This window comes from Brachybacterium sp. p3-SID957, from assembly GCF_025144775.1.
Lineage (GTDB): Bacteria > Actinomycetota > Actinomycetes > Actinomycetales > Dermabacteraceae > Brachybacterium > Brachybacterium epidermidis.
The window spans coordinates 76,858-95,110 of the sequence record NZ_JALXKT010000004.1 but is presented as its reverse complement, the minus strand read 5'-3'; the positions used below and the strand labels follow the sequence as shown (position 1 = coordinate 95,110).

15 protein-coding genes are annotated in these 18,253 nt (G+C 71.8%); 11 read left to right on the top strand and 4 right to left on the bottom strand.

Annotation, left to right across the window (positions count from 1 at the left end; all coding sequences use genetic code 11):
- Positions 1 to 200 precede the first annotated feature (200 nt).
- Both M3B01_RS01690 and eis read right to left on the bottom strand, forming a co-directional pair.
- Positions 201 to 812: a thymidine kinase gene (locus M3B01_RS01690; RefSeq protein WP_259789129.1), complete on the bottom strand. Its 612-nt coding sequence runs from the start codon at positions 810 to 812 to the stop codon at positions 201 to 203.
- Positions 813 to 947: 135 nt separating this feature from the next.
- Positions 948 to 2,204, bottom strand: a complete 1,257-nt coding sequence (gene eis, locus M3B01_RS01685) for an enhanced intracellular survival protein Eis (protein ID WP_259789128.1) — start codon at positions 2,202 to 2,204, stop codon at positions 948 to 950.
- A 124-nt stretch (positions 2,205 to 2,328) separates the two neighbouring features.
- Between eis and M3B01_RS01680 the strand changes: the two genes are divergently transcribed.
- The 8 genes from M3B01_RS01680 to holA all read left to right on the top strand — a co-directional run bounded on the left by M3B01_RS01680 (position 2,329) and on the right by holA (position 13,489).
- Positions 2,329 to 3,366, top strand: a complete 1,038-nt coding sequence (locus tag M3B01_RS01680; RefSeq protein WP_259789127.1) for a sugar phosphate isomerase/epimerase — start codon at positions 2,329 to 2,331, stop codon at positions 3,364 to 3,366.
- Between the two features lie 127 nt (positions 3,367 to 3,493).
- Positions 3,494 to 4,525, top strand: a complete 1,032-nt coding sequence (locus tag M3B01_RS01675; protein ID WP_259789126.1) for a 3-oxoacyl-ACP synthase III — start codon at positions 3,494 to 3,496, stop codon at positions 4,523 to 4,525.
- Positions 4,519 to 7,227, top strand: a complete 2,709-nt coding sequence (locus M3B01_RS01670; RefSeq protein WP_259789125.1) for an alpha/beta fold hydrolase — start codon at positions 4,519 to 4,521, stop codon at positions 7,225 to 7,227. The genes M3B01_RS01675 and M3B01_RS01670 overlap by 7 nt, the downstream gene beginning before the upstream one ends.
- Entirely contained in the window at positions 7,224 to 8,225 is a 1,002-nt protein-coding gene (locus M3B01_RS01665; RefSeq protein WP_259789124.1) for an NAD(P)-dependent oxidoreductase, read from the top strand. Before M3B01_RS01670 ends, M3B01_RS01665 begins: the two co-directional genes overlap by 4 nt.
- A gap of 6 nt (positions 8,226 to 8,231) precedes the next feature.
- Positions 8,232 to 8,984 (top strand): vitamin K epoxide reductase family protein, encoded by a 753-nt coding sequence (locus tag M3B01_RS01660; protein WP_259789123.1) that lies wholly within the window; start codon positions 8,232 to 8,234, stop codon positions 8,982 to 8,984.
- Positions 8,985 to 9,137: 153 nt separating this feature from the next.
- The gene (locus tag M3B01_RS01655; RefSeq protein ID WP_259789122.1) at positions 9,138 to 10,016 is read left to right on the top strand and encodes a ComEA family DNA-binding protein; all 879 of its coding nucleotides are present in this window, start codon (positions 9,138 to 9,140) and stop codon (positions 10,014 to 10,016) included.
- A 9-nt stretch (positions 10,017 to 10,025) separates the two neighbouring features.
- The gene (locus M3B01_RS01650) at positions 10,026 to 12,377 is read left to right on the top strand and encodes a ComEC/Rec2 family competence protein (RefSeq protein ID WP_259789121.1); all 2,352 of its coding nucleotides are present in this window, start codon (positions 10,026 to 10,028) and stop codon (positions 12,375 to 12,377) included.
- A gap of 125 nt (positions 12,378 to 12,502) precedes the next feature.
- Positions 12,503 to 13,489: a DNA polymerase III subunit delta gene (gene holA / locus M3B01_RS01645; protein ID WP_259789120.1), complete on the top strand. Its 987-nt coding sequence runs from the start codon at positions 12,503 to 12,505 to the stop codon at positions 13,487 to 13,489.
- 100 nt (positions 13,490 to 13,589) lie between these two features.
- Here holA and rpsT read toward each other — a convergent pair whose 3' ends face one another.
- On the bottom strand, positions 13,590 to 13,856 hold the full coding sequence (gene rpsT, locus M3B01_RS01640) for a 30S ribosomal protein S20 (RefSeq protein ID WP_259789119.1): 267 nt from the start codon (positions 13,854 to 13,856) through the stop codon (positions 13,590 to 13,592).
- A gap of 253 nt (positions 13,857 to 14,109) precedes the next feature.
- Positions 14,110 to 14,757, bottom strand: a complete 648-nt coding sequence (locus M3B01_RS01635) for a type II toxin-antitoxin system PemK/MazF family toxin (protein WP_259789118.1) — start codon at positions 14,755 to 14,757, stop codon at positions 14,110 to 14,112.
- Positions 14,758 to 14,863: 106 nt separating this feature from the next.
- Here M3B01_RS01635 and M3B01_RS01630 point away from each other — a divergent pair, with 106 nt between their 5' ends.
- From M3B01_RS01630 to M3B01_RS01620, 3 genes are read left to right on the top strand one after another with little or no spacing between them, the layout of a single operon-like run.
- A complete protein-coding gene (locus M3B01_RS01630) occupies positions 14,864 to 16,525 on the top strand; it encodes a circularly permuted type 2 ATP-grasp protein (RefSeq protein WP_259789117.1) in 1,662 nt (553 codons plus the stop codon).
- Complete coding sequence (locus tag M3B01_RS01625; protein ID WP_259789116.1) at positions 16,515 to 17,429, top strand: alpha-E domain-containing protein; 915 nt, start codon at positions 16,515 to 16,517, stop codon at positions 17,427 to 17,429. The genes M3B01_RS01630 and M3B01_RS01625 overlap by 11 nt, the downstream gene beginning before the upstream one ends.
- 43 nt (positions 17,430 to 17,472) lie before the next feature.
- A complete protein-coding gene (locus M3B01_RS01620; protein WP_259789115.1) occupies positions 17,473 to 18,117 on the top strand; it encodes a M23 family metallopeptidase in 645 nt (214 codons plus the stop codon).
- The last annotated feature ends 136 nt before the right edge of the window (positions 18,118 to 18,253 follow it).

The window sequence follows — 18,253 nt, the reverse complement described above, 5'->3', positions numbered from 1 at the left end:
GCGCGGCCCCGGCCGGGGTGCGGCCACGACAGCCTGCACCGCCCCGCCCCCCCACCCCGCCCCCGGGGGGGGGGGCGCCCCACCCCCCCCCCCCCCCCCGTCACTGCGTCCGCCCCTCGCCTGCCCCGGTTGCGTGCCCGCGCGGCCAGCGCGGACACCTGATGCCCTGCGATCGGGCCCGGGCCCTCGCGGGGGTGAGGTCAGCCCAGCACGTGCACCCCGGCGTCCTCCTGCTCGCGCATGAAGCATGCCCCGCACAGCGACTCGTAGGTGACGGCGGCCCCGTCGTCGATGGCCACCTGATCGCCCTCGAACACATGACGACCGTCCACCACGCGGCAGTTGAACTCGGCCTGGGAACCGCAGCGGCACATGGTGGGCAGCTTCTCGATGTTGTCGGCCAGCTCGAACAGGCGCAGGGCACCGGGGAACGTGCGGGTGCGGAAGTCCGCCCGCAGCCCGTAGCAGATCACCGAGATGCCGTCCTCCTTGGCGATGCGGAACAGCTGGTCGATCTGGGCGGGCTCCAGGAACTGCGACTCGTCCACCAGCACGCAGTGCAGGGGACGCAGGCCCTTGTCATCGGCCACGGTGTGGATGTGGGAGCGGATGTCCTCCCCGGGTGCGGCGAGCACGTCCACCTGGCGCTTCGCACCGCCGCGGGCCACCACCCAGTCCTCGCCCTTGGTGTCCAGGGCGGGCTTGACGGTAATCGTGGCAAGGCCCCGCTCGTCGTAGTTGTACGCCGTCTTGATCAGCGTGTCGGACTTCCCGGAGTTCATCGCTCCGTACTTGAAGTGCAGCTTGGCCATGCGGGAGTGCTCCAGGGGTCGAGGGTGCGGTGGGACTGGTGCGGGTCTGGGGGCGCAGGCGGCGCAGAGGGCGCAGGCGGCGCAGAGGGCGCAGGCGGCGCAGAGGGCGCAGGCGGGGCAGAGGAGGCGGGCGGGTCAGAACGCATCCAGCACCGAGGGGCGGGGGCCCGCCAGCAGGGCGTCGAGGAAGCGCCCGGCTGCGGGATCGGCATCAGCGCCCAGGCCCAGACGGCGGGCGTCGGCCACGGTGCGTCCGCCGGTCAGCAGCAGCGAGGCGGCGTGGATGTCCAGGCGCACCACACCCACCAGCCCCTCGGTCCCCGACGAGGGGCCGGCCGCCGGGTCGGCCGAGGACAGCGGGAGAGGATCGGCGGTGATGCGTCCACCTGCCGCCCGGACCCTCCAGCTGCCGGCGGCCCGGCAGGTGCCCTCGGGAACGGTGAGGTCCTCGACCGTCAGCAGGATCGCTCCCTCGAGGCCATCGGGCGCGGGCCTGGCCTCGAGCGCCGCGGCTGTGTCGATCACGCGCATCATCACGATGCCGGGCATGTCGGGGGCCGGGCGCAGCCTGCCGCTCGGCAGCACGTCCAGCACCGGGTCCTCCGTGCGCAGCCGCAGGCGTGCGGTGGAGGTGACCGTGGACCAGGAGCCCAGGAAACGCAGCAGGGCGGTGAGATCCTCGCGGGTGCGGCCGAGGATCTCGTGCACCTCCAGGCCCTCCTCGGAGGTGTGGTCGGCCGCACGGGTCCAGGAGATGTAGCCGTGGTCGCGGCCGTCGACGTCCTCCAGCAGCAGCGCCGACCAGCCGTCGCCCGGCACGCCCTCGGGGAACAGCGGTCCCTCGCGCAGCAGCATGCCGTTGTCCTCGCAGGTCAGCTCCCGGTACAGGGCGCGCAGGCGCGGCATGGTCCGCTCGGTGACAGGGACCAGGCGCCTGTCGGCCACGGGGCGCAGTCGCTGCAGGTCTCCGAGCGGCACCTGAACCTCGGTCTCCCGAGCCACCTCCTGGTACCCGTAGCGGCGGTAGAGCGCGGGATTGGAGGGGTACAGCATCGAGAAGGCCATGCCCTCTCCCTGGCAGCGCGCGATCACCGCGGTGAGCAGGGGACCGAACAGTCCGTTGCCGCGGTGCGCTGGATGCACCGCCAGACCGCCGATCCCCCCGCACGCGGCGACCCCGCCTCCGACGGCGATGCGGTCGTGGCGGATGCGGGCACCGGCCGCGATCACCCCGTCGACACCACCGGGCAGGGAGGAGGAATCGATGCCGATCGCGGTCTCGGCCGGGTTGAACGGCCGCGGTGACTCGGCCGATTCGCGCCCGCCGAAGGCTCCTGTGCTGAGCGCCCGGTAGGCGCGGGCGTCCTCGGCCCTCAGGTCACGTACTCGCATGGGGCGAGTCTAGGCGCGGCCCCGGCCGGGGTGCGGCCACGACAGCCTGCACCGCCCGGCCCGCCCACCGGCCCCGCGTGCGCGGCATACTGACAGGGACGCATCCGAGCGTCGAGGAGGAACTGTGAACCCACGTCGTGAGCGCGGCACATCCGACAGCGCGCCCCGCAACGGGGCGCGCAAGCCCTACACCCGCCCCAACAGTGCGCAGCGCAGCGCCCGCGAGAACCTCTCGCGGCGCCTGAGGGAGGGTGATCTGCGCAGCGAGCAGCAGCGGCCGCAGCGGCACATCCCCGTGGGGCTGTCCACCTCCTCCGTGTTCCCTGCCGGGGTGGAGGAGTGCTTCCGCCTGTCCCAGAGCATCGGCTACGACGGAGTGGAGGTGATGGTCTCCTACCCCGAGGACTCGCAGGACCCGCGCAAGCTGCGGGCGTACGTGGGGCGCTACCAGCAGCCCATCCTGTCCCTGCACGCGCCCACGCTGTTCTTCCTGCAGCGGCTGTGGGGCGGCGACCCCTGGGTCAAGATCGAGCGCACCGTCCAGCTCGCCGTGGAGCTGGAGGTGCCCACCGTGGTGGCACACCCGCCGTTCCGCTGGCAGGGCTCCTACGCGAGGGAGTTCGTGCACGGCGTCGCGGAGATCGAGGAGCGCTACGGGGTTGCGGTGGCGGTGGAGAACATGTACCCGTGGCGCCTGGGAGTGCGCGAGGTGATGGTGTACCTTCCCGATCACGACCCCACTGACGAGGACTACGCGCACGTGACGGTGGACCTCTCCCACGCCGCGACCGCCGGGGACGACGCCCTGGTGCTGATCGAGGGCCTCGGGGAGCGCCTGACCCACCTGCACCTGGCCGACGGCTCCGGCAACTCCACCAAGGACGAGCACCTGCCCCCGGGGGAGGGCAACCAGCCCTGCGCGGAGGTGCTGCGGCGCCTGGCCAACAGCGGCTGGGGCGGCTCGGTGCTGGTGGAGGTCAACACGCGCCCGTACCGCAAAGAGGGGCAGCGTGAGCAGGTGCTGCGCCAGTGCCTGCTGTTCGCGCGCCACCACCTGGGGCACCACCTCGAGGACGCCCAGGACGGCCGGGATGCTCAGGTCGGCCGGGATTCCAAGGACGCCACGGCGGCGGACACGGTGGGTTCCGGCACCGAGGTGTGAGCCGCCGACGGGACGAGAACTGTCGCCCGACGTGTGATCGGACACCCGTGAGCCGGTCACAGGGAAGCGGTGGGACAATGGGCGCCGCGGTTCGAAGACACGACGAAGAACGAGGTAGTGCACACTGATGGGGAACGGGAACACGCAATTCGTCCACAGGAACGCCTCACTGCTCTCGGTGGAGATGACTCTGCCCTCCGTGACGGTCACCTCCGACGAGATCGACGAGATGCTCACTCCCGCCCGCAAGCGTCTGCGCCTTCCCCGCGGTGTGCTGCAGCGCGTGGCCGGGGTGTACGAGCGGCGCTGGTGGCAGGACTCCCACAACGGCTGGCGGCAGGGTGTGGTCAGCGCCGCCGAGCGCGCCATGGCCAATGCCGGAATCACCCGCAACCAGGTGGGCCTGATGATCAACGCCTCCGTGTCCCGCCCCTATCTCGAGCCGGCCGTCTCCACCGCCATCCACCACTCGCTGGGCATGCCCACCAGCTGCATGAACTTCGACATCACCAACGCCTGCCTGGGCTTCGTCAACGCCATGAGCATGGCCGCCGGGATGATCGACGCCGGGCAGATCCAGTACGCGCTGATCGTCGGTGCCGAGGACGTCGAGGAGGTGCAGCGCGGCACCGTCGACCGCCTGAACTCCAAGACCGCCACCCGCGCCGACTTCAACAACCAGTTCGCCTCCCTCACCCTGGGCTCCGGGGCGGCCGCCGCCGTGATCGGCCCCAGCGACAAGCATCCCGAGGGGCACCGCCTCAAGCTCACGCAGTCCCGCGCCGGCACCCAGCACCACGAGCTGTGCGTGGCCAACATGCAGGACATGCGCACCGACTCCTCGGGCCTGCTGGAGAACGGCATCGCCCTGATCTTGGACACCTGGAAGGACGCCAATGACGCCGGCCTGGACTTCCGCAGCATCGAGCACGTCATCCCGCATCAGGTGTCCATGGTGTACACCCGCAACTTCTCGAAGATCACCGGAGTGGGGATGGAGCGCATCCCGGTCTCCTTCCCCGACTGGGGGAACATCGCCGCCGAAGCCGTGCCGATGACCCTGGCGAACCACCAGCAGAACATCGCCCGCGGCGAGCGGGTGCTGCTGCTCGGCGTGGGCTCCGGACTGAACACCGCTTTCATGGAGGTGGAATGGTGAGCACGACCCCCAAGGGCCGACGCCGCGCCCAGATCCCCGAGGTCCCCGCCATGCACGGCGTGGACCCCCGCATCTCCCGCACCCTCGAGGTGCGTGACCACGCCGGTGAGATGCGCCGCTGGCATCTGCTGGACTCCGCGCCCCTGCTCGCCGAGCGGGGTGTCACCCCCCGCGGCACTCTGCTGGCCGTGCACGGCAACCCCACCTACTCCTTCCTGTACCGCAGCCTGGTGCGCGAGGACATCCCCTGGCGTGTGATCGCCGTGGACCAGCTGGAGATGGGCTGGTCCGAACGCACCGGCGTGACCCGTCGCCTGCAGGACCGCATCACCGACCTGTCGCTGCTCACCGACGCCCTGTCCCTGCGCGGGCCGGTGGTGACCGTGGGCCACGACTGGGGCGGGATCATCTCCACCGGATGGGCGCTGGACAACCGCCACGACGTGGTGGGCATGATCCTCACCAACACCGGCATCCATCAGGAGATCGGGGAGAGCCTGCCCAAGGCGCTGCAGCTGGCGACCACCCCCGCCTTCCTGCCCGCCTCCACCTCCCTGACCGACACGTTCCTGCGCACCACGCTGGCGCTGTCCAAGCCGGCACTTCCCGCCGAGGTGCAGGACGCGTACCTGGCGCCCTACCGCAGCCGCGCCCGCCGCAAGGGCATCGAGACCTTCGTGGCCGACATCCCGGCGGATGCCTCCCACCCCTCACGCGCCACCCTCGAGCGGCTCGCCGAGGGCATCCGCGAACTGCACGTGCCCACCCTGTTCGCCTGGGGCCCGCGCGACATCACCTTCTCCGACCGCTACCTGCGCGACCTGCTGGAGCGGGTGCCCCACGCGGACGTGCACCGCTTCGAGGAGGCCTCCCACCTGGTGTGGGAGGACGCCGATGTGGCCACGCTGGTGGCCGGATGGCTCCAGGACACCTTCGGCACCGAGGGCCGCGCGCGCCGCGTGGACATCGCCGATCCGCAGCAGCGCTCCCGCCGCGCCGTGTCCACCTATGCCGAGCAGGCCCCCGAGCGGTACGTCGGCGAGCCCATCGGCCGTCTCGCCGCCGATCCCGCCCATGCCCACCGCCCGGCCGTGGTGGAGCTGTCCGGACCCGACGGCGAGCGCCGCCAGATCTCCTGGTCGCTGCTGAACCGCCGCGTGGAGGACATCGCCGCCGGCATGCTCGCCCACGGCATCCGGCCGGGGGACCGGGTGTCGATCCTCATCACTCCCGGGGCTGACCTCACCGGCGTGCTGTACGCCTGCCTGCGCATCGGCGCTGTCGCCGTGATCGCCGATGCCGGCCTGGGCACCGATGGCCTCACCCGCGCCGTGATCGGATCCCATCCGGACTGGATCATCGGCATCAACCGGGCGCTGGTCGGCGCTCGCGCCCTGGGCTGGCCCGGCCGCCGCATCAGCGTGGCCCAGCTGCCCACAGTGGACCGCACCGTGCTGGGCGTGGAGACCTCCGTCGCACAGCTGGCCGCCTCCGGCTCCCAGATGCGGGACCTGGGTGCCCCGCTGGACGCCCCCTGGCCCGATCCCGAGGCCGATGCGGCGATCCTGTTCACCTCCGGCTCCACCGGGCCCGCCAAGGGGGCGGTGTACACCCACCGCCAGATGTCCGCGATGTTCACCGCGGTGGGCGACACCCTGCAGTTGGACCCCGAGCGTGGCCTGGTCGCGGGCTTCGCGCCCTTCGCGCTGCTGGGCCCGGCCCTGGGTGCCCCCAGCGTGGTGCCCGACATGGACATCACCCGTCCCGGGGAGCTCACCGCGAGCGCCCTGGCCGAGGCGGTCGACGCCCTCGGCTCCCCGGCCGTGTTCACCGCGCCCGCCGCTCTGCGGAACATCCTGAACACCGCCTCTGAGCTGGACGATGCGGGCCGGGCCGCCCTGGCGCGTGTGCCCAGCTTCTTCTCTGCCGGTGCGCCGATCGCCGCGCACATGCTGCGGGAGCTGCGGGGCCTGATGCCGAACGCGACGGCCCTCACCCCGTACGGCATGACCGAGTGCCTGGTCGCCACCGCCATCGACCTCGAGGGCATCGAGGACGCGGGCCCCGGCGCCGGAGTGTGCGTGGGCAGGCCCGTCAGCCGCGTCCAGGTCGCCATCGCCGCCATGGACGCCGAGGGGGAGACCACCGGGGAGATCACCGACCGCGCGGATGTCACCGGCGAGATCCTCATCCGCGCCCCCCACGTGCGCGACCGCTACCTGATGCTGTACGGCACCACCCGCACCGCCATGCGCTTCGAAGGATGGCACGCCACCGGCGACGTGGGCCATCTCGACGCCGACGGGCGGTTGTGGGTGGAGGGCCGTGCGGCCCACGTGCTGGCCACCGCCGACGGACTGTTCACCCCGGTGCAGGTGGAGGACGCAGCCGAGACCGTGCCCACCGTGCGCCGTGCCGGCGCCGCGGTGGTGGGCCCGCGTGGCACCCAGCAGGTGGTGGTGATCCTGGAGACCGAGGACGGCTACCGCCCCGGTGCGCCCGGGCGGCCCCGGCCGGCCGAGACCTCCCTGCAGGAGGCCGTGCGCCGTGCCGTGCGCGAGCGCGCTGGTGTGGAGGTCACCGCGGTGTTCACCACCCGTGCCCTGCCCACCGACATCCGCCACAACTCCAAGATCGACCGGGCGGCACTGTCGCGCTGGTCGGAGCAGACCCTGCGCGGCGAGCGGGCGGAGGCACTGTGAGCGGCCGCAGGATCCTGGTCACCGGCGCCTCCGGGATGCTGGGCGGCGCCGTGGCGACCGCCCTGCGCGACCGCGGTGAGCAGGTGCGCGCCTTCCAGCGCCGCCCCGCCGGCATCGACGGGGTCACCGACGTCAACGGCTCCCTCACCAGCGCGGAGGACGTGCGCCGTGCGGCGGACGGCTGCGATGCGGTCATCCACCTGGCCGCGAAGGTGTCCATCTCCGGTCCGGAGAGCGAGTACCGGGATATCAACATCGGCGGCACCCGCAACGTGGTCGACGCCCGGCGGGCGCCGGGCGGCGGCCAGCTGGTCAACGTGTCGTCTCCGTCGGTCGCTCACCTGGGCACCGCGATCGTCGGCCTGGGCGCGACGCCTGCGGATCCCGAGCACGCCCGCGGCCCCTACGCCCGCACCAAGGCCGCCGCCGAGCTGCTGGCCATGGAGGCCGACGGCCGCGACGGCCTGCTGGTGACCTCCATCCGCCCCCACGTGGTGTGGGGCCCGGGGGACACCCAGCTGGTCGGGCGCATCGTGGACCGCGCCCGCAGCGGCCGCCTGCCCCTGCTGGACGACGGCATGGCGCTGATCGACACCACCTACGTCACCAACGCCGCGGACGCGATCGTGGCGGCTCTGGACCGCATCGAGGACGTCCACGGCGAGAGCTTCGTGGTCACCAACGGCGAGCCCCGCACCGTGCGGGACGTGTTCAACGGCTGGTGCGACGCCGCCGGGGTCCCGCGGCCCCGCATCAAGGTCCCCGGCTCGGTGGCCCGCGCGGCCGGGCGCGTGGTGGAACGGCTGTGGGAGATCCGCCCCGGTGCCGACGAACCGCCGATGACGGAGTTCCTGGCCGAGCAGATGTCCACCGCGCACTGGTTCGACCAGCGCCGCACCCGCGAGCGCCTTCAGTGGAGCCCGGCCGTCAGCATCGACGAGGGATTCGAACGACTCGCGGACTGGTATCGCGCTCACCCCGTCGTGGGCGCACAATAGCCCCTGATGAACCATAGCCTGAACCAGAACCAGAACCGGGCCCAGGACCAGGCCGGCCCCCGTGCCGAGCAGGATGGCACGGGTACGGAGCCGGCCGGCACCCGGGCCGAGGACGATGCCGCACTGATCGCGGAGATCGACGCGGAGCTCGCGGCCGAGCGCCGCGCCAAGCCCCGCGCCAGCACTGCACTGACCGGTGCGGTGCTGCTGATCGGCGGCTTGGTGGGCTGGATCGCAGCGCTGAACCTGCTGGTGGACAAGCTGTACCTGCTGTCCAACCCCGGCGCCACCCTCGCCTGCGACATCAACCCGTTCATCTCCTGCGGCACCGTGATGATGACCTGGCAGGCCGAGGCCTTCGGCATCCCCAACATGGCGATCGGCCTGGGCGGCTTCGCCATCATGGGCGTGCTCGGTGCGCTGATGCTCAGCGGCACCGCCCTGCCCCCGTGGATGCGCTGGGCACGGCTGGGCGGGATGACCTTCGCCTTCGCCTTCGTGCACTTCCTGGCGTTCTCCGCGATCGTCATCATCCGCGCCCTGTGCCCGTGGTGCATGGTGGTGTGGGTCGCCACCGCCCCCATGTTCTTCGCGACCCTCGCCCACACCGTGGAGAGCGGCGACCTGCGACTCCCCGGTCCGCTGGCGGGGATCCTGCGCCGCTGGGTGCTGCTCACCCTGGCCTGGTACCTGCTGGTGGCCCTGGTGATCCTCATCGCCTTCTGGGGCCAATGGATGGCGACCCTCGGCATCGGCTGATGAGCGGCGAGTCGGCCCCCAGCGAGGTCGCATACGCGCGCAGTGCGGGAAGACCTGTCTCCCACGCCGGTGAGGTTCCTCCCCAATGACGGGTTCTCCCCATCAGCGGCCGTAGTCCCGTGAGGACGGCGCCGAGTCCTTAGCGTCGGACCCATGGGAGCAGGACACGAACGGCCGTTGCGCAACCGGCCCGGGCGGCATCGACGCGGTGGCGAGCCGCTCGTCGAGCACGTGGATCACAGGGCCGAGGCGCCAGCGCGTCGACTGTCGCTCCCGGCGCCCAGCCCGTCGTCCCTGGTGGGCATCGCGGTGCTGGTCCTGATCGCCGCGGGCGCCATCCACCTGGGGTCCGCCGGCTCTGCCGTGCCGCTGGAGGAGCGCTCCCCGGTGAGCATGTCCGAGACCGCCGATCCCTCCCCGGCGGCTGGAGGGTCGAGCGGGGACGCGACCACCGACGAGGTGGACTCGCAGCCTCCGGGCGCTCACGATCCTGATACCTCGTTGGAGGAGGCCAGCGGAACTGCAGGGGGCGAGCGGGCCGAGGATCGGGCGCCCTCCGAGATCGTGGTCCATGTCTCCGGTGCCGTGGAGAATCCTGGCGTGGTCCGGCTCGAGCCGGGCGCCCGGGTGCAGGATGCGGTCGATGCCGCCGGCGGAGCAGCGCCCGAAGCGGACCTGGCGGCGGTGAACCTGGCCCGCCCCGTTGCGGACGGTGAGCAGATCCACCTCCCGCTGCCGGGCGAGGAACCGCCACCTGCGGCAGCCCCGGAGCTGGGGCAGGCACCAGGCACGGGCGGCTCCCCGGACAGCGGGGCCAGCGGCACCTCGAGAGATGTCCTGATCGACATCAACACTGCCAATGCATCCCAATTGGAGGAACTGCCCGGCGTGGGACCGGCAATCGCCCAGCGGATCATCGACCACCGGGAGGCCAATGGCCCCTTCCGGTCGGTGGACGACCTGATGGAGGTCTCCGGCATCGGACCGGCCACCCTGGAGAAGATCCGCGACCAGGCCACCGTGAGCGGATGAGGACGATCGATGCGGTGGAACGATCTGCGCCTGCTGCCCGGCGCCGCAGCCATCTGGAGCCTCGCCGCGATCGGCATCCTGCTCGGTGCACAGGCAGCCATCGCGGCGTGCGCGGTGCTGTGCTCCAGCGTGCTGGCGGCCATCGTGGTGATCCCGCGGCGAGCCATCACCCACATCCTGTTCGCGCACCTGGCCGTGGTAGGACTGGCAGGGGTACTGCTGTTCCCCGTGCTGCTGCGCCACGACGAGACCAGCCGCGCCCTGCACACTGCGGCCGAGGAAGGGCTGGTCGTCCAGCTGGCCGTCACGGCCCGCGCTGATCCGGCGGTACCCGGCAGCGGGCCGGAATGGTCCCGCTCCGGTCTGCAGATGATGGCCCGCACGATCCCTGCGAGGGCACGGATCGGCGCCGAGGAGGTGAGCGTGCCCGCCTCCGTGCCGGTGCTGGTGCGCTCCTCCGGCGAGGAGTCCCAGGCTGCCCTGGGCCGGGTGCGTGGGGGCCAGGACGTGTGGGTGCGCGGCACCGTCCGCAGCTCCGACGGTCTGCTGGTGCTGAGCGTCACCGAGGCGCGGCCCATCCCTGCCACCGGGATCTCGGCCATCGCCCAGCATCTGCGTCACCGGCTGCGGGACCTCGCCCGGGATAACACCGCCCATCTCCCGACCGATGAGGCCGCCCTGGTGCGCGGCATGACCTCGGGGGACACCCATGGCCTCGGGCAGCGCAGCGAGGAGATCATGCAGCGCGCCGGCATCTCGCACCTTGTCGCGGTCTCCGGGGCGAACATAGCGCTGATCCTCGCCGCGGTGATCACACCCCTGCTGCTGGCCGGGGTGCGCAGGCGCCCGCGCCTGATGATCGCCGGCCTCGCCGTGGCCGGGTACGTGTTCCTGGTGGGGGAGGAGCCCAGTGTGCAGCGCGCCGCCACCATGGCTGCTCCCGTTCTGATCGCCAGGTTCGCGGGGGTGAGAGCCTCACCGGTCGCAGCACTGGCCCTCACGGTCGCACTGTGGTCCGTCCTGGATCCGGTCACCGCCGCATCCATCGGCTTCGCTCTTTCCGCCCTCGCCACCGGGGCGATCCTCATCGCTGCACCGCCCCTGGCAAACGCGATCACCGAGGCGACGGGCGAGAGGGTCAGTCGGGTACCCGCCCTGGTGCTGGCCGTGCCGCTGGCGGCGCAGCTTGCTGTCACCCCGATCCTGATCACCCTGGCCCCTGAGGTCTCCGCCTGGGCCGTGCCGGTGAACATGCTGGTGGGTCCGGTGGTGGGCCCCACCACCGTGATCGGCGTGATCGCACTGCTGCTGGGTCCCGTCTGGCCGGCCGCCGCGCAGCTTCTCAACACGATCGCCGCGGGCGGTGCTCACGTGGTCCTGCTCATCGCCGGCGCCGCCGATGCCCTGCCCGGTTCCCGCATCCCCGTTCCTGAGGGAACGCCAGGCGTGCTCCTGGCCATCGCCGCCCTCGCCGTTGCTGCGATCGCGGTGGCGGGGCGGCGATCCCGCACCGTGCGCTGGGTGATGGCGGCCCTCCTGGTCGCGGCGACAGCCCCGGCGCTCGCTCCCCTTCTGCCCGGTCGGACCGGGCAGGAGTGGAGCGTCGCTGCCTGCGCAGTGGGGCAGGGCGATGCCGTGCTGCTGCGCAACGGTGGATCCACCGTACTGATCGACACCGGCCCGGAGCCGGAACCACTGCGGGACTGCCTGAACCGCTTGCACGTGGACGCGATCGACCTGCTGATCCTCACCCACCCACACGCCGATCACACGGGAGGCCGCAGCGCCCTCACCGGGGCACGGGCCCCCGCCGAGCAGTGGGTGTGCCCGCTGCCCCACGCAGCGCGGGACGTGGCCGCCGGTGACATGGTGAGCCCCGTCGTCGCAGGGGAGACCTGGCAGCAGGACGGTCTCGTGCTCGAGGTGCTGTGGCCGCCCTCGGCGCAGGCCGCGGAATCCGCGGCGCTGCGGGAGGACGGCTCGGGGGAGGGGGACGCCGCCAACGACTGCTCGGTGGTGGTCTCGGCCACCTGGCCTGACGGCACGCGCCTGGTGTCCCTCGGGGACCTCGAACCCGTTGCCCAGCGAGAGCTCGCCGCGACGGTACCGGGGCCCGCGCGCATCGTGAAGGTGGCCCACCACGGTTCACGGCGGCAGGACGCGGGACTGTACGAGCACCTCGCCCCTGAGCTGGCACTGATCACGGTGGGGAAGGAGAACAGTTTCGGCCACCCCACCGACCATGTCCTGGACCTGCTGGGCGAGGTGGGCGCGCAGGTCGTGCGCACGGACAGGCACGGCACCGTGATCCTCCCGGCCGATGCCATCGACGAGCCGCTGTCCGTCGGACCACCCCGATGACGGGGCCGGCCATCCTTTCGAGCCAGCGGCCCGCCGCGCCTCCGCCCCGCCTCTACTGCTTTCTGCGATCCCGGCTGTCGCAGCCGCCCGATAGGATCGCCACGTCCCGTTGTGAAGGAGTGCCCGTGAGCGATGTCGAGTGGCACAGCGTCGCCCTCGCCCCGATCGTGCTGGTCCACGGCACCGAATCGCTGATCGCCGAACGCGCTGTGCAACGGCTGCGCTCCCTGGCCCGGGAGCAGGACGATGCCGTTGCCTTCCACGAGCTCACTGCGGAGACCATCACCGCCGGGTCCCTCTCCCAGGTCACCAGCCCCTCCCTGTTCGGGGAGCCGCGCATGGTGATCGTGCCCGAGCTGCAGGCCGCGCCCGAGTCGCTGATCACCGAGATCCTCGCGTACATCCCCGCCCCTGAGCACGACGTCACCCTGGTGCTCGTTCACCGCGGCGGCAACCGCGGCAAGAAGCTGCTGGACGCCCTGAAGAAGGCGGGCGTGCCCCGCGTCCCGGCCGATCCGCTCAAGCGCGTCGGCGACAAGCAGGCCTTCGTGGCGGCCGAGTTCGCACGGGCCGGCCGCCGCATCCAGCCCGAGGCCGTTGCCGCCCTGGTCGACGCCTTCGGAACAGACCTGGCCGAGCTCGCCGCGATGAGCCGCCAGCTGATCGAGGACACCACCCCCGACGAGGGCACGCAGGCGCAGCCCCTCACCCTGCAGGACGTGCGCCAGGTGACCGCTGGCCGTGTGGAGTCCACCGCCTTCGCCGTGGCCGATGCCGCGATCGCCGGCCGGGAGCGCGAAGCCCTCCAACTGCTGCAGCAGGCTCAGCTGGCCGGGGCCGACCCGGTCCCCATCGTCGCCGCGATCGCCTCCAAGATGCGATCGCTGGCCAAGGTGACCACCCCCGGCGCGAACGCCCGCAGCCTCGGCATGCCTGACTGGATGATCCGCAACCTCAGCCGTGACGCCCGCGCCTGGAACGACCGCTCGCTGGCCCGGGCCCTGGAGGCCGTGGCCCGCGCCGATCACGAGGTGAAGGGGGCTGGCCGTGACCCCCGCTGGTCCGTCCAGCACATGGTGATCGAGATCGGCCGCGCCCGCCGGGCGCGCTGAGGTCGCCGCCCCCGGGCGCATCCCCCGTCAAGCGACGAGCCCCGCACGCCGGTGGCGTACGGGGCTCGAGTGGTTCAGCTCAGGGGCTGACCGGAGTCGTTCAGGCGCTGATCTTGGAGACCAGCTTGGCCAGGCCCGACTTGCGGTTGGCGGCCTGGTTCTTGTGGATGACGCCCTTGGAGACGGCCTTGTCCAGCTTGCGGGACGCATCCTTCAGGGCCTTGGCGGCACCGTCGGCGTCACCGGCGGAGGCGGCGGTGCGCACCTTGCGCACGTAGGTCTTGAGCTCGGACTTGACCGCACGGTTGCGCAGGCGCGCCTTCTCGTTGGTCTTGTTCCGCTTGATCTGGGACTTGATGTTTGCCACGAAGACTTCTCTCTTGTGCTGTGGAGGTGGAACATCCGCGGCGGCCGAGGACCGCTGCCGACGGGGACGGGCGGTGGGGTTCGCCTGGAGACGTCGGTACCGGGTCGCTGCCGCGGGTACTCGCCCGGGTCGCACCTACCGGCGAACCCTGACACGGTGGGGCCTCCAGCATGCGCACACCGAACGGTATGTCACACATACGAGCGTCGACATTACCAGAATCGCTGATCAGCGGCACTGCCCCGGCGGCGTGTCATCCGTCCCATCCGTGGACCTCGCGCGCGGCCGCAGCCACCCGGTCGAAGCGGTCCTCAGCCAGGCGCGATCCCTCGCGCCGCACCGCCTGCGGGCTCAGCCGCAGCAACCGGTCCACCCGCACCTCACTGGGCCGCCCCTTGCTGTCCCAGGATCCCGATCCCACGTCGATCCAGGTGGCGCCGTGCTCGTCAACGTGCACCCCGTCGTTCTCGGCGCGGTCACGGGAGGTGAGCATCAGGGCCACCAGCACCTCGCCCTCGCCGTCGCGGCCGCCCGCGCGAGCATCCTCCTCCGCGAGCACCAGCACGGGACGGTCCTTGCCGCGGGAGAGGTCCTCCTCGTACGGCACCCACGCCCACACGATCTCCCCGGGATCCGGGTGGCCGTCCAGCCGCGGCGCGTACGTGATCGCCAGAGGCGCCGAGCCGTCACGGTCGGCGAGGGCCGATGCTGTCGCGGTGGACACTCCCGCTTCGCCCCCATGATCGTTCGCGCGCCGCCGCGCGGCCGACGCGGAGCGGCCGGAGCGCGTCTCGGAGACCGAGCGCACCGCGGCCCGGCCCAGGTCACGCGCCGTGCGGCGCACCGCGGGGGAGCGCGCGGCGGTGCGCAGCAGGGAGCTCAGACGGGATCCGAGTGACATGGGGTTCACCTCTCCGGACGGTTCGTCCCCCTAGTGTGCAACGGCCCCCGCCATCATGCTGACGGACCAGGACGTGCCTCGTGCGATGACAGTGTTAGATGGGGCCATGCCAGGCAACACCCTCTTCCAGGAGTACGACGCCGCAGGCGACGGCGACGAGATGTTCGCTCCTGACGGCCAGGCGCGCCCCACCTACCGGTTCCTCCGTGAGGCCCTGTCCGGCCTGGGGCTGGAGGAGTTCCGGTCCCGTTCGGAGACTCTGGCCTCCAGCTATCTCGATCAGGGCGTCACCTTCGACTACGCGGGGGAGGAACGCCCCTTCCCGGTCGATGCCATCCCGCGGGTCATCGCCGCCGAGGAATGGGCGCTGGTCTCCACCGGCATCGAGCAGCGGGTGCGCGCCCTGGAGGCGTTCCTGGACGACGTGTACACCGGCCGTCGGGCCGTGGCCGACGGTGTGGTGCCGGGGTCCCTGCTGGACTCCTCCACGTACATCGTCGACGCCGTGCAGGGCTACCGCCCGCCCAACGGCGTGCGCATCCACATCTCCGGCATCGACCTGGTGCGTGACGGCTCCGGCGGCTTCCGGGTGCTCGAGGACAACGTGCGCACCCCCAGCGGTGTCAGCTACGTGCTGTCCAACCGGCGCGCCATGGCCCAGGGCTTCCCCGAGCTGTTCTCGCATCGGCCCGTGCGGCGGGTCAGCGAGTACCCCGGCCGCCTGCTCGCTGCCCTGCAGGCCGCGGCACCGCACTCCGTGGGGGAGGAGGCCACGGTGGTGGTGCTCACCCCCGGGCGGTACAACAGCGCCTACTTCGAGCACTCGCTGCTGGCCCGCACCATGGGAGTGGACCTGGTGGAGGCCAGCGATCTGGTCGAGCGCAACGACCGCATCTACATGCGCACCACCGCCGGCCTGCGCCGCGTGGATGTCATCTACAAGCGCACCGACGACGACTTCATCGACCCCGAGGTGTTCCGCCCCGACTCCATGCTGGGCGTGCCCGGCCTGGTGCGATCGATCCTGGCCGGCAACGTGGTCGTGGCCAACGCGATCGGCAACGGGCTGGGCGACGACAAGCTCACCTACACCTACGTGCCGGACATGATCCGGTACTACCTCGGCGAGGAGCCGGTGCTGCCCAACGTGGACACCTGGCGCCTGGAGGAACCGGAATCCCGCGCCGAGGTGCTCGACCGCCTCGATGAGCTGGTGGTCAAGCCCGTGGACGGATCCGGCGGCAAGGGCATCGTGATCGGGCCGGCTGCTACCGCCGCCCAGCTGCAGGAGCTGCGCACCCGCCTCGAGCAGGATCCGCGCGGCTGGATCGCCCAGCCCATCGTGCAGCTGTCCACCATCCCCACCCTGATGGAGGAGGGGCCCGAGCCGCGGCACGTGGACCTGCGGCCCTTCGCCCTCAACAGCGGGGAGGACGTGTGGGTGCTGCCCGGCGGCCTCACCCGCGTGGCACTGCCCAAGGGAGAGATGATCGTGAACTCCTCGCGCGGGGGCGGCTCGAAGGACACCTGGGTGCTGGCCTCGCAGACCCCCACGCAGGTGGAGGTCTCCACCCCGGAGGGCGAGGTGCGCGTGGTCGAGCAGACCGGGGTGGACGAGCCCTTCGACGAGGACGAGGACCTGCTGGGCACCGAGCCCGAACCCGTCACCGCCGCCATCCCCATCCTCGACCTGGAGGACGAGGACCAGCCGGACCACGACGTGCAGCCCGACCCCGACGAGCAGGAGGAGCACAGCGATGCTCAGTAGGATCGCCGAGGCCGTCTTCTGGATCGGCCGCTACGTGGAGCGCGCGGACCAGACCGCCCGCATCCTCGATGTGTCCCTGCAGTCGATCACCGAGGACGCCACCTACGACGTCGGTCGTGCCTGCAAGGACGTGTACTCGATCTTCGGCGCCTCAGCGCAGGACCCGCAGGACCACACCGTCCAGCGGGTGCTGGACCGCCTGGTGACCGACCGGACGAACCCCTCCTCCGTCGCTGGTGCCCTGCACACCGCCCGTGAGAACGCCCGGGGTGCCCGCGAGGTGCTCTCCACCGAGGTGTGGGAGTCGCTGAACACCACCACGCTCGGCATGGCCCGCTCGGTGCGGCCCTCCCGGATGCACGGCGCCTTCCAGTTCGCCAAGGACCGCTGCGCCGTGGTGAACGGCCTGATCGATGCCTCGATGACCCGTGACGAGGCCTGGCTGTTCCTGCGGGTGGGCCAACTGCTGGAGCGCGTGGACATGGTCGCCCGCATCCTGCAGGGCCACGACCTGGAGGACGCCACCGACGGCAACGTGGTGATGCTGCTGCGCAGCTGCAGCGCCCACGAGGCCTACATCCGCTCCTACCGGGGCCGGGTGCGCGCCGCACGGGCCATCGAGTTCCTGCTGCTGGACTCGATCTTCCCCCGCTCGGCGGCGCACTGCCTGATCGAGCTGGACGAGGCCCTGGACATCCTGGCCAAGCTGCACGGCAGCTCCTTCGACCGCATGGGCACCGAGGACCCGGCCCGCCGGATCGTGGGCCGGGCCGCCGCCAGCCTGCGGTACCGCTCCCTGGACGACATCGTCGCTGACTTCGACACCGAGATGGAGCAGCTGCAGCGGGCCACCGTCGCCGTCAGCCGCGCCTTGAAGAGCACGTACTTCGAGCCCGGCACCTGACCGGCCGGGCCCCACCGACCCCGGCACCCCGGATGAGGACGTGATGGCACGAAGACCCCGCACCCCCGTTCCGCTGCGCGTTCCCGGACCCGGGCGCTGGCTGGTGCAGAACAGCCCGGCCGACCGGATGCCCAGCCACGGCACGCGCCTCTATGCCCTGGAGCAGTCCATCGACCTCACACCGGTGGGGGCGGACGGGCGCTCCGGCGCCTACACCCTCCGGTCGTTCCTGCGTCCGGAGGCACCGGAGCACTTCGTCGGCTTCGGCCGTGAGATCCGCGCCCCGATCGACGGCACCGTGCGGGCCGCGCACGACGGCGAACCGGATCACGCCGCCCATCGCGGGCTGCCCTCGGTGGGCTACATGCTCACCCAGCGTCGACGCGCGGCCGAAGGCTGGACCGGACTCGCTGGAAACCACGTGATCATCGAGGCCGACGCCGGCGTCGCCGGCCCCGCCGTGTTCCTCGCCCTGTGCCACCTGCGGCAGGGCAGCCTGATGGTCCGACCAGGCCAGCAGGTGCACCGCGGGAAGGTCCTCGCGCAGTGCGGCAACTCCGGCAACTCCACCGAGCCCCACGTGCACCTGCAGGCGATGGACGATGCAGATCCCACCCGGGCCCGGGCACTGCCCATCACCTTCCCCGGCGGCCTTCCCCGCAACGGCTCCGTGATCGAAGGCGAGTGAGCAGCCGGCGCCCCGGGGCATCGCACGGTTCGCCGGGTGAGCGTGAGCACTCGCGCCGTGCCCCGCTGAGTACCAACCCGGAGCCCGTGAGACGATGGACGGCGCGCCGTGACCGCGGCGCGCGCCTGCCACCACG

Bases quoted from the DNA above. Each gene is read 5' to 3' on its own strand.
- M3B01_RS01690 (WP_259789129.1), bottom strand. From the start codon at position 812: ATGGCCAAGCTGCACTTCAAGTACGGAGCGATGAACTCCGGGAAGTCC.
- eis (WP_259789128.1), bottom strand. From the start codon at position 2,204: ATGCGAGTACGTGACCTGAGGGCCGAGGACGCCCGCGCCTACCGGGCG.
- M3B01_RS01675 (WP_259789126.1), top strand. From the start codon at position 3,494: ATGGGGAACGGGAACACGCAATTCGTCCACAGGAACGCCTCACTGCTC.
- M3B01_RS01670 (WP_259789125.1), top strand. From the start codon at position 4,519: ATGGTGAGCACGACCCCCAAGGGCCGACGCCGCGCCCAGATCCCCGAG.
- M3B01_RS01660 (WP_259789123.1), top strand. From the start codon at position 8,232: ATGAACCATAGCCTGAACCAGAACCAGAACCGGGCCCAGGACCAGGCC.
- M3B01_RS01655 (WP_259789122.1), top strand. From the start codon at position 9,138: ATGGGAGCAGGACACGAACGGCCGTTGCGCAACCGGCCCGGGCGGCAT.
- M3B01_RS01650 (WP_259789121.1), top strand. From the start codon at position 10,026: ATGCGGTGGAACGATCTGCGCCTGCTGCCCGGCGCCGCAGCCATCTGG.
- M3B01_RS01635 (WP_259789118.1), bottom strand. From the start codon at position 14,757: ATGTCACTCGGATCCCGTCTGAGCTCCCTGCTGCGCACCGCCGCGCGC.
- M3B01_RS01630 (WP_259789117.1), top strand. From the start codon at position 14,864: ATGCCAGGCAACACCCTCTTCCAGGAGTACGACGCCGCAGGCGACGGC.
- M3B01_RS01625 (WP_259789116.1), top strand. From the start codon at position 16,515: ATGCTCAGTAGGATCGCCGAGGCCGTCTTCTGGATCGGCCGCTACGTG.
- M3B01_RS01620 (WP_259789115.1), top strand. From the start codon at position 17,473: ATGGCACGAAGACCCCGCACCCCCGTTCCGCTGCGCGTTCCCGGACCC.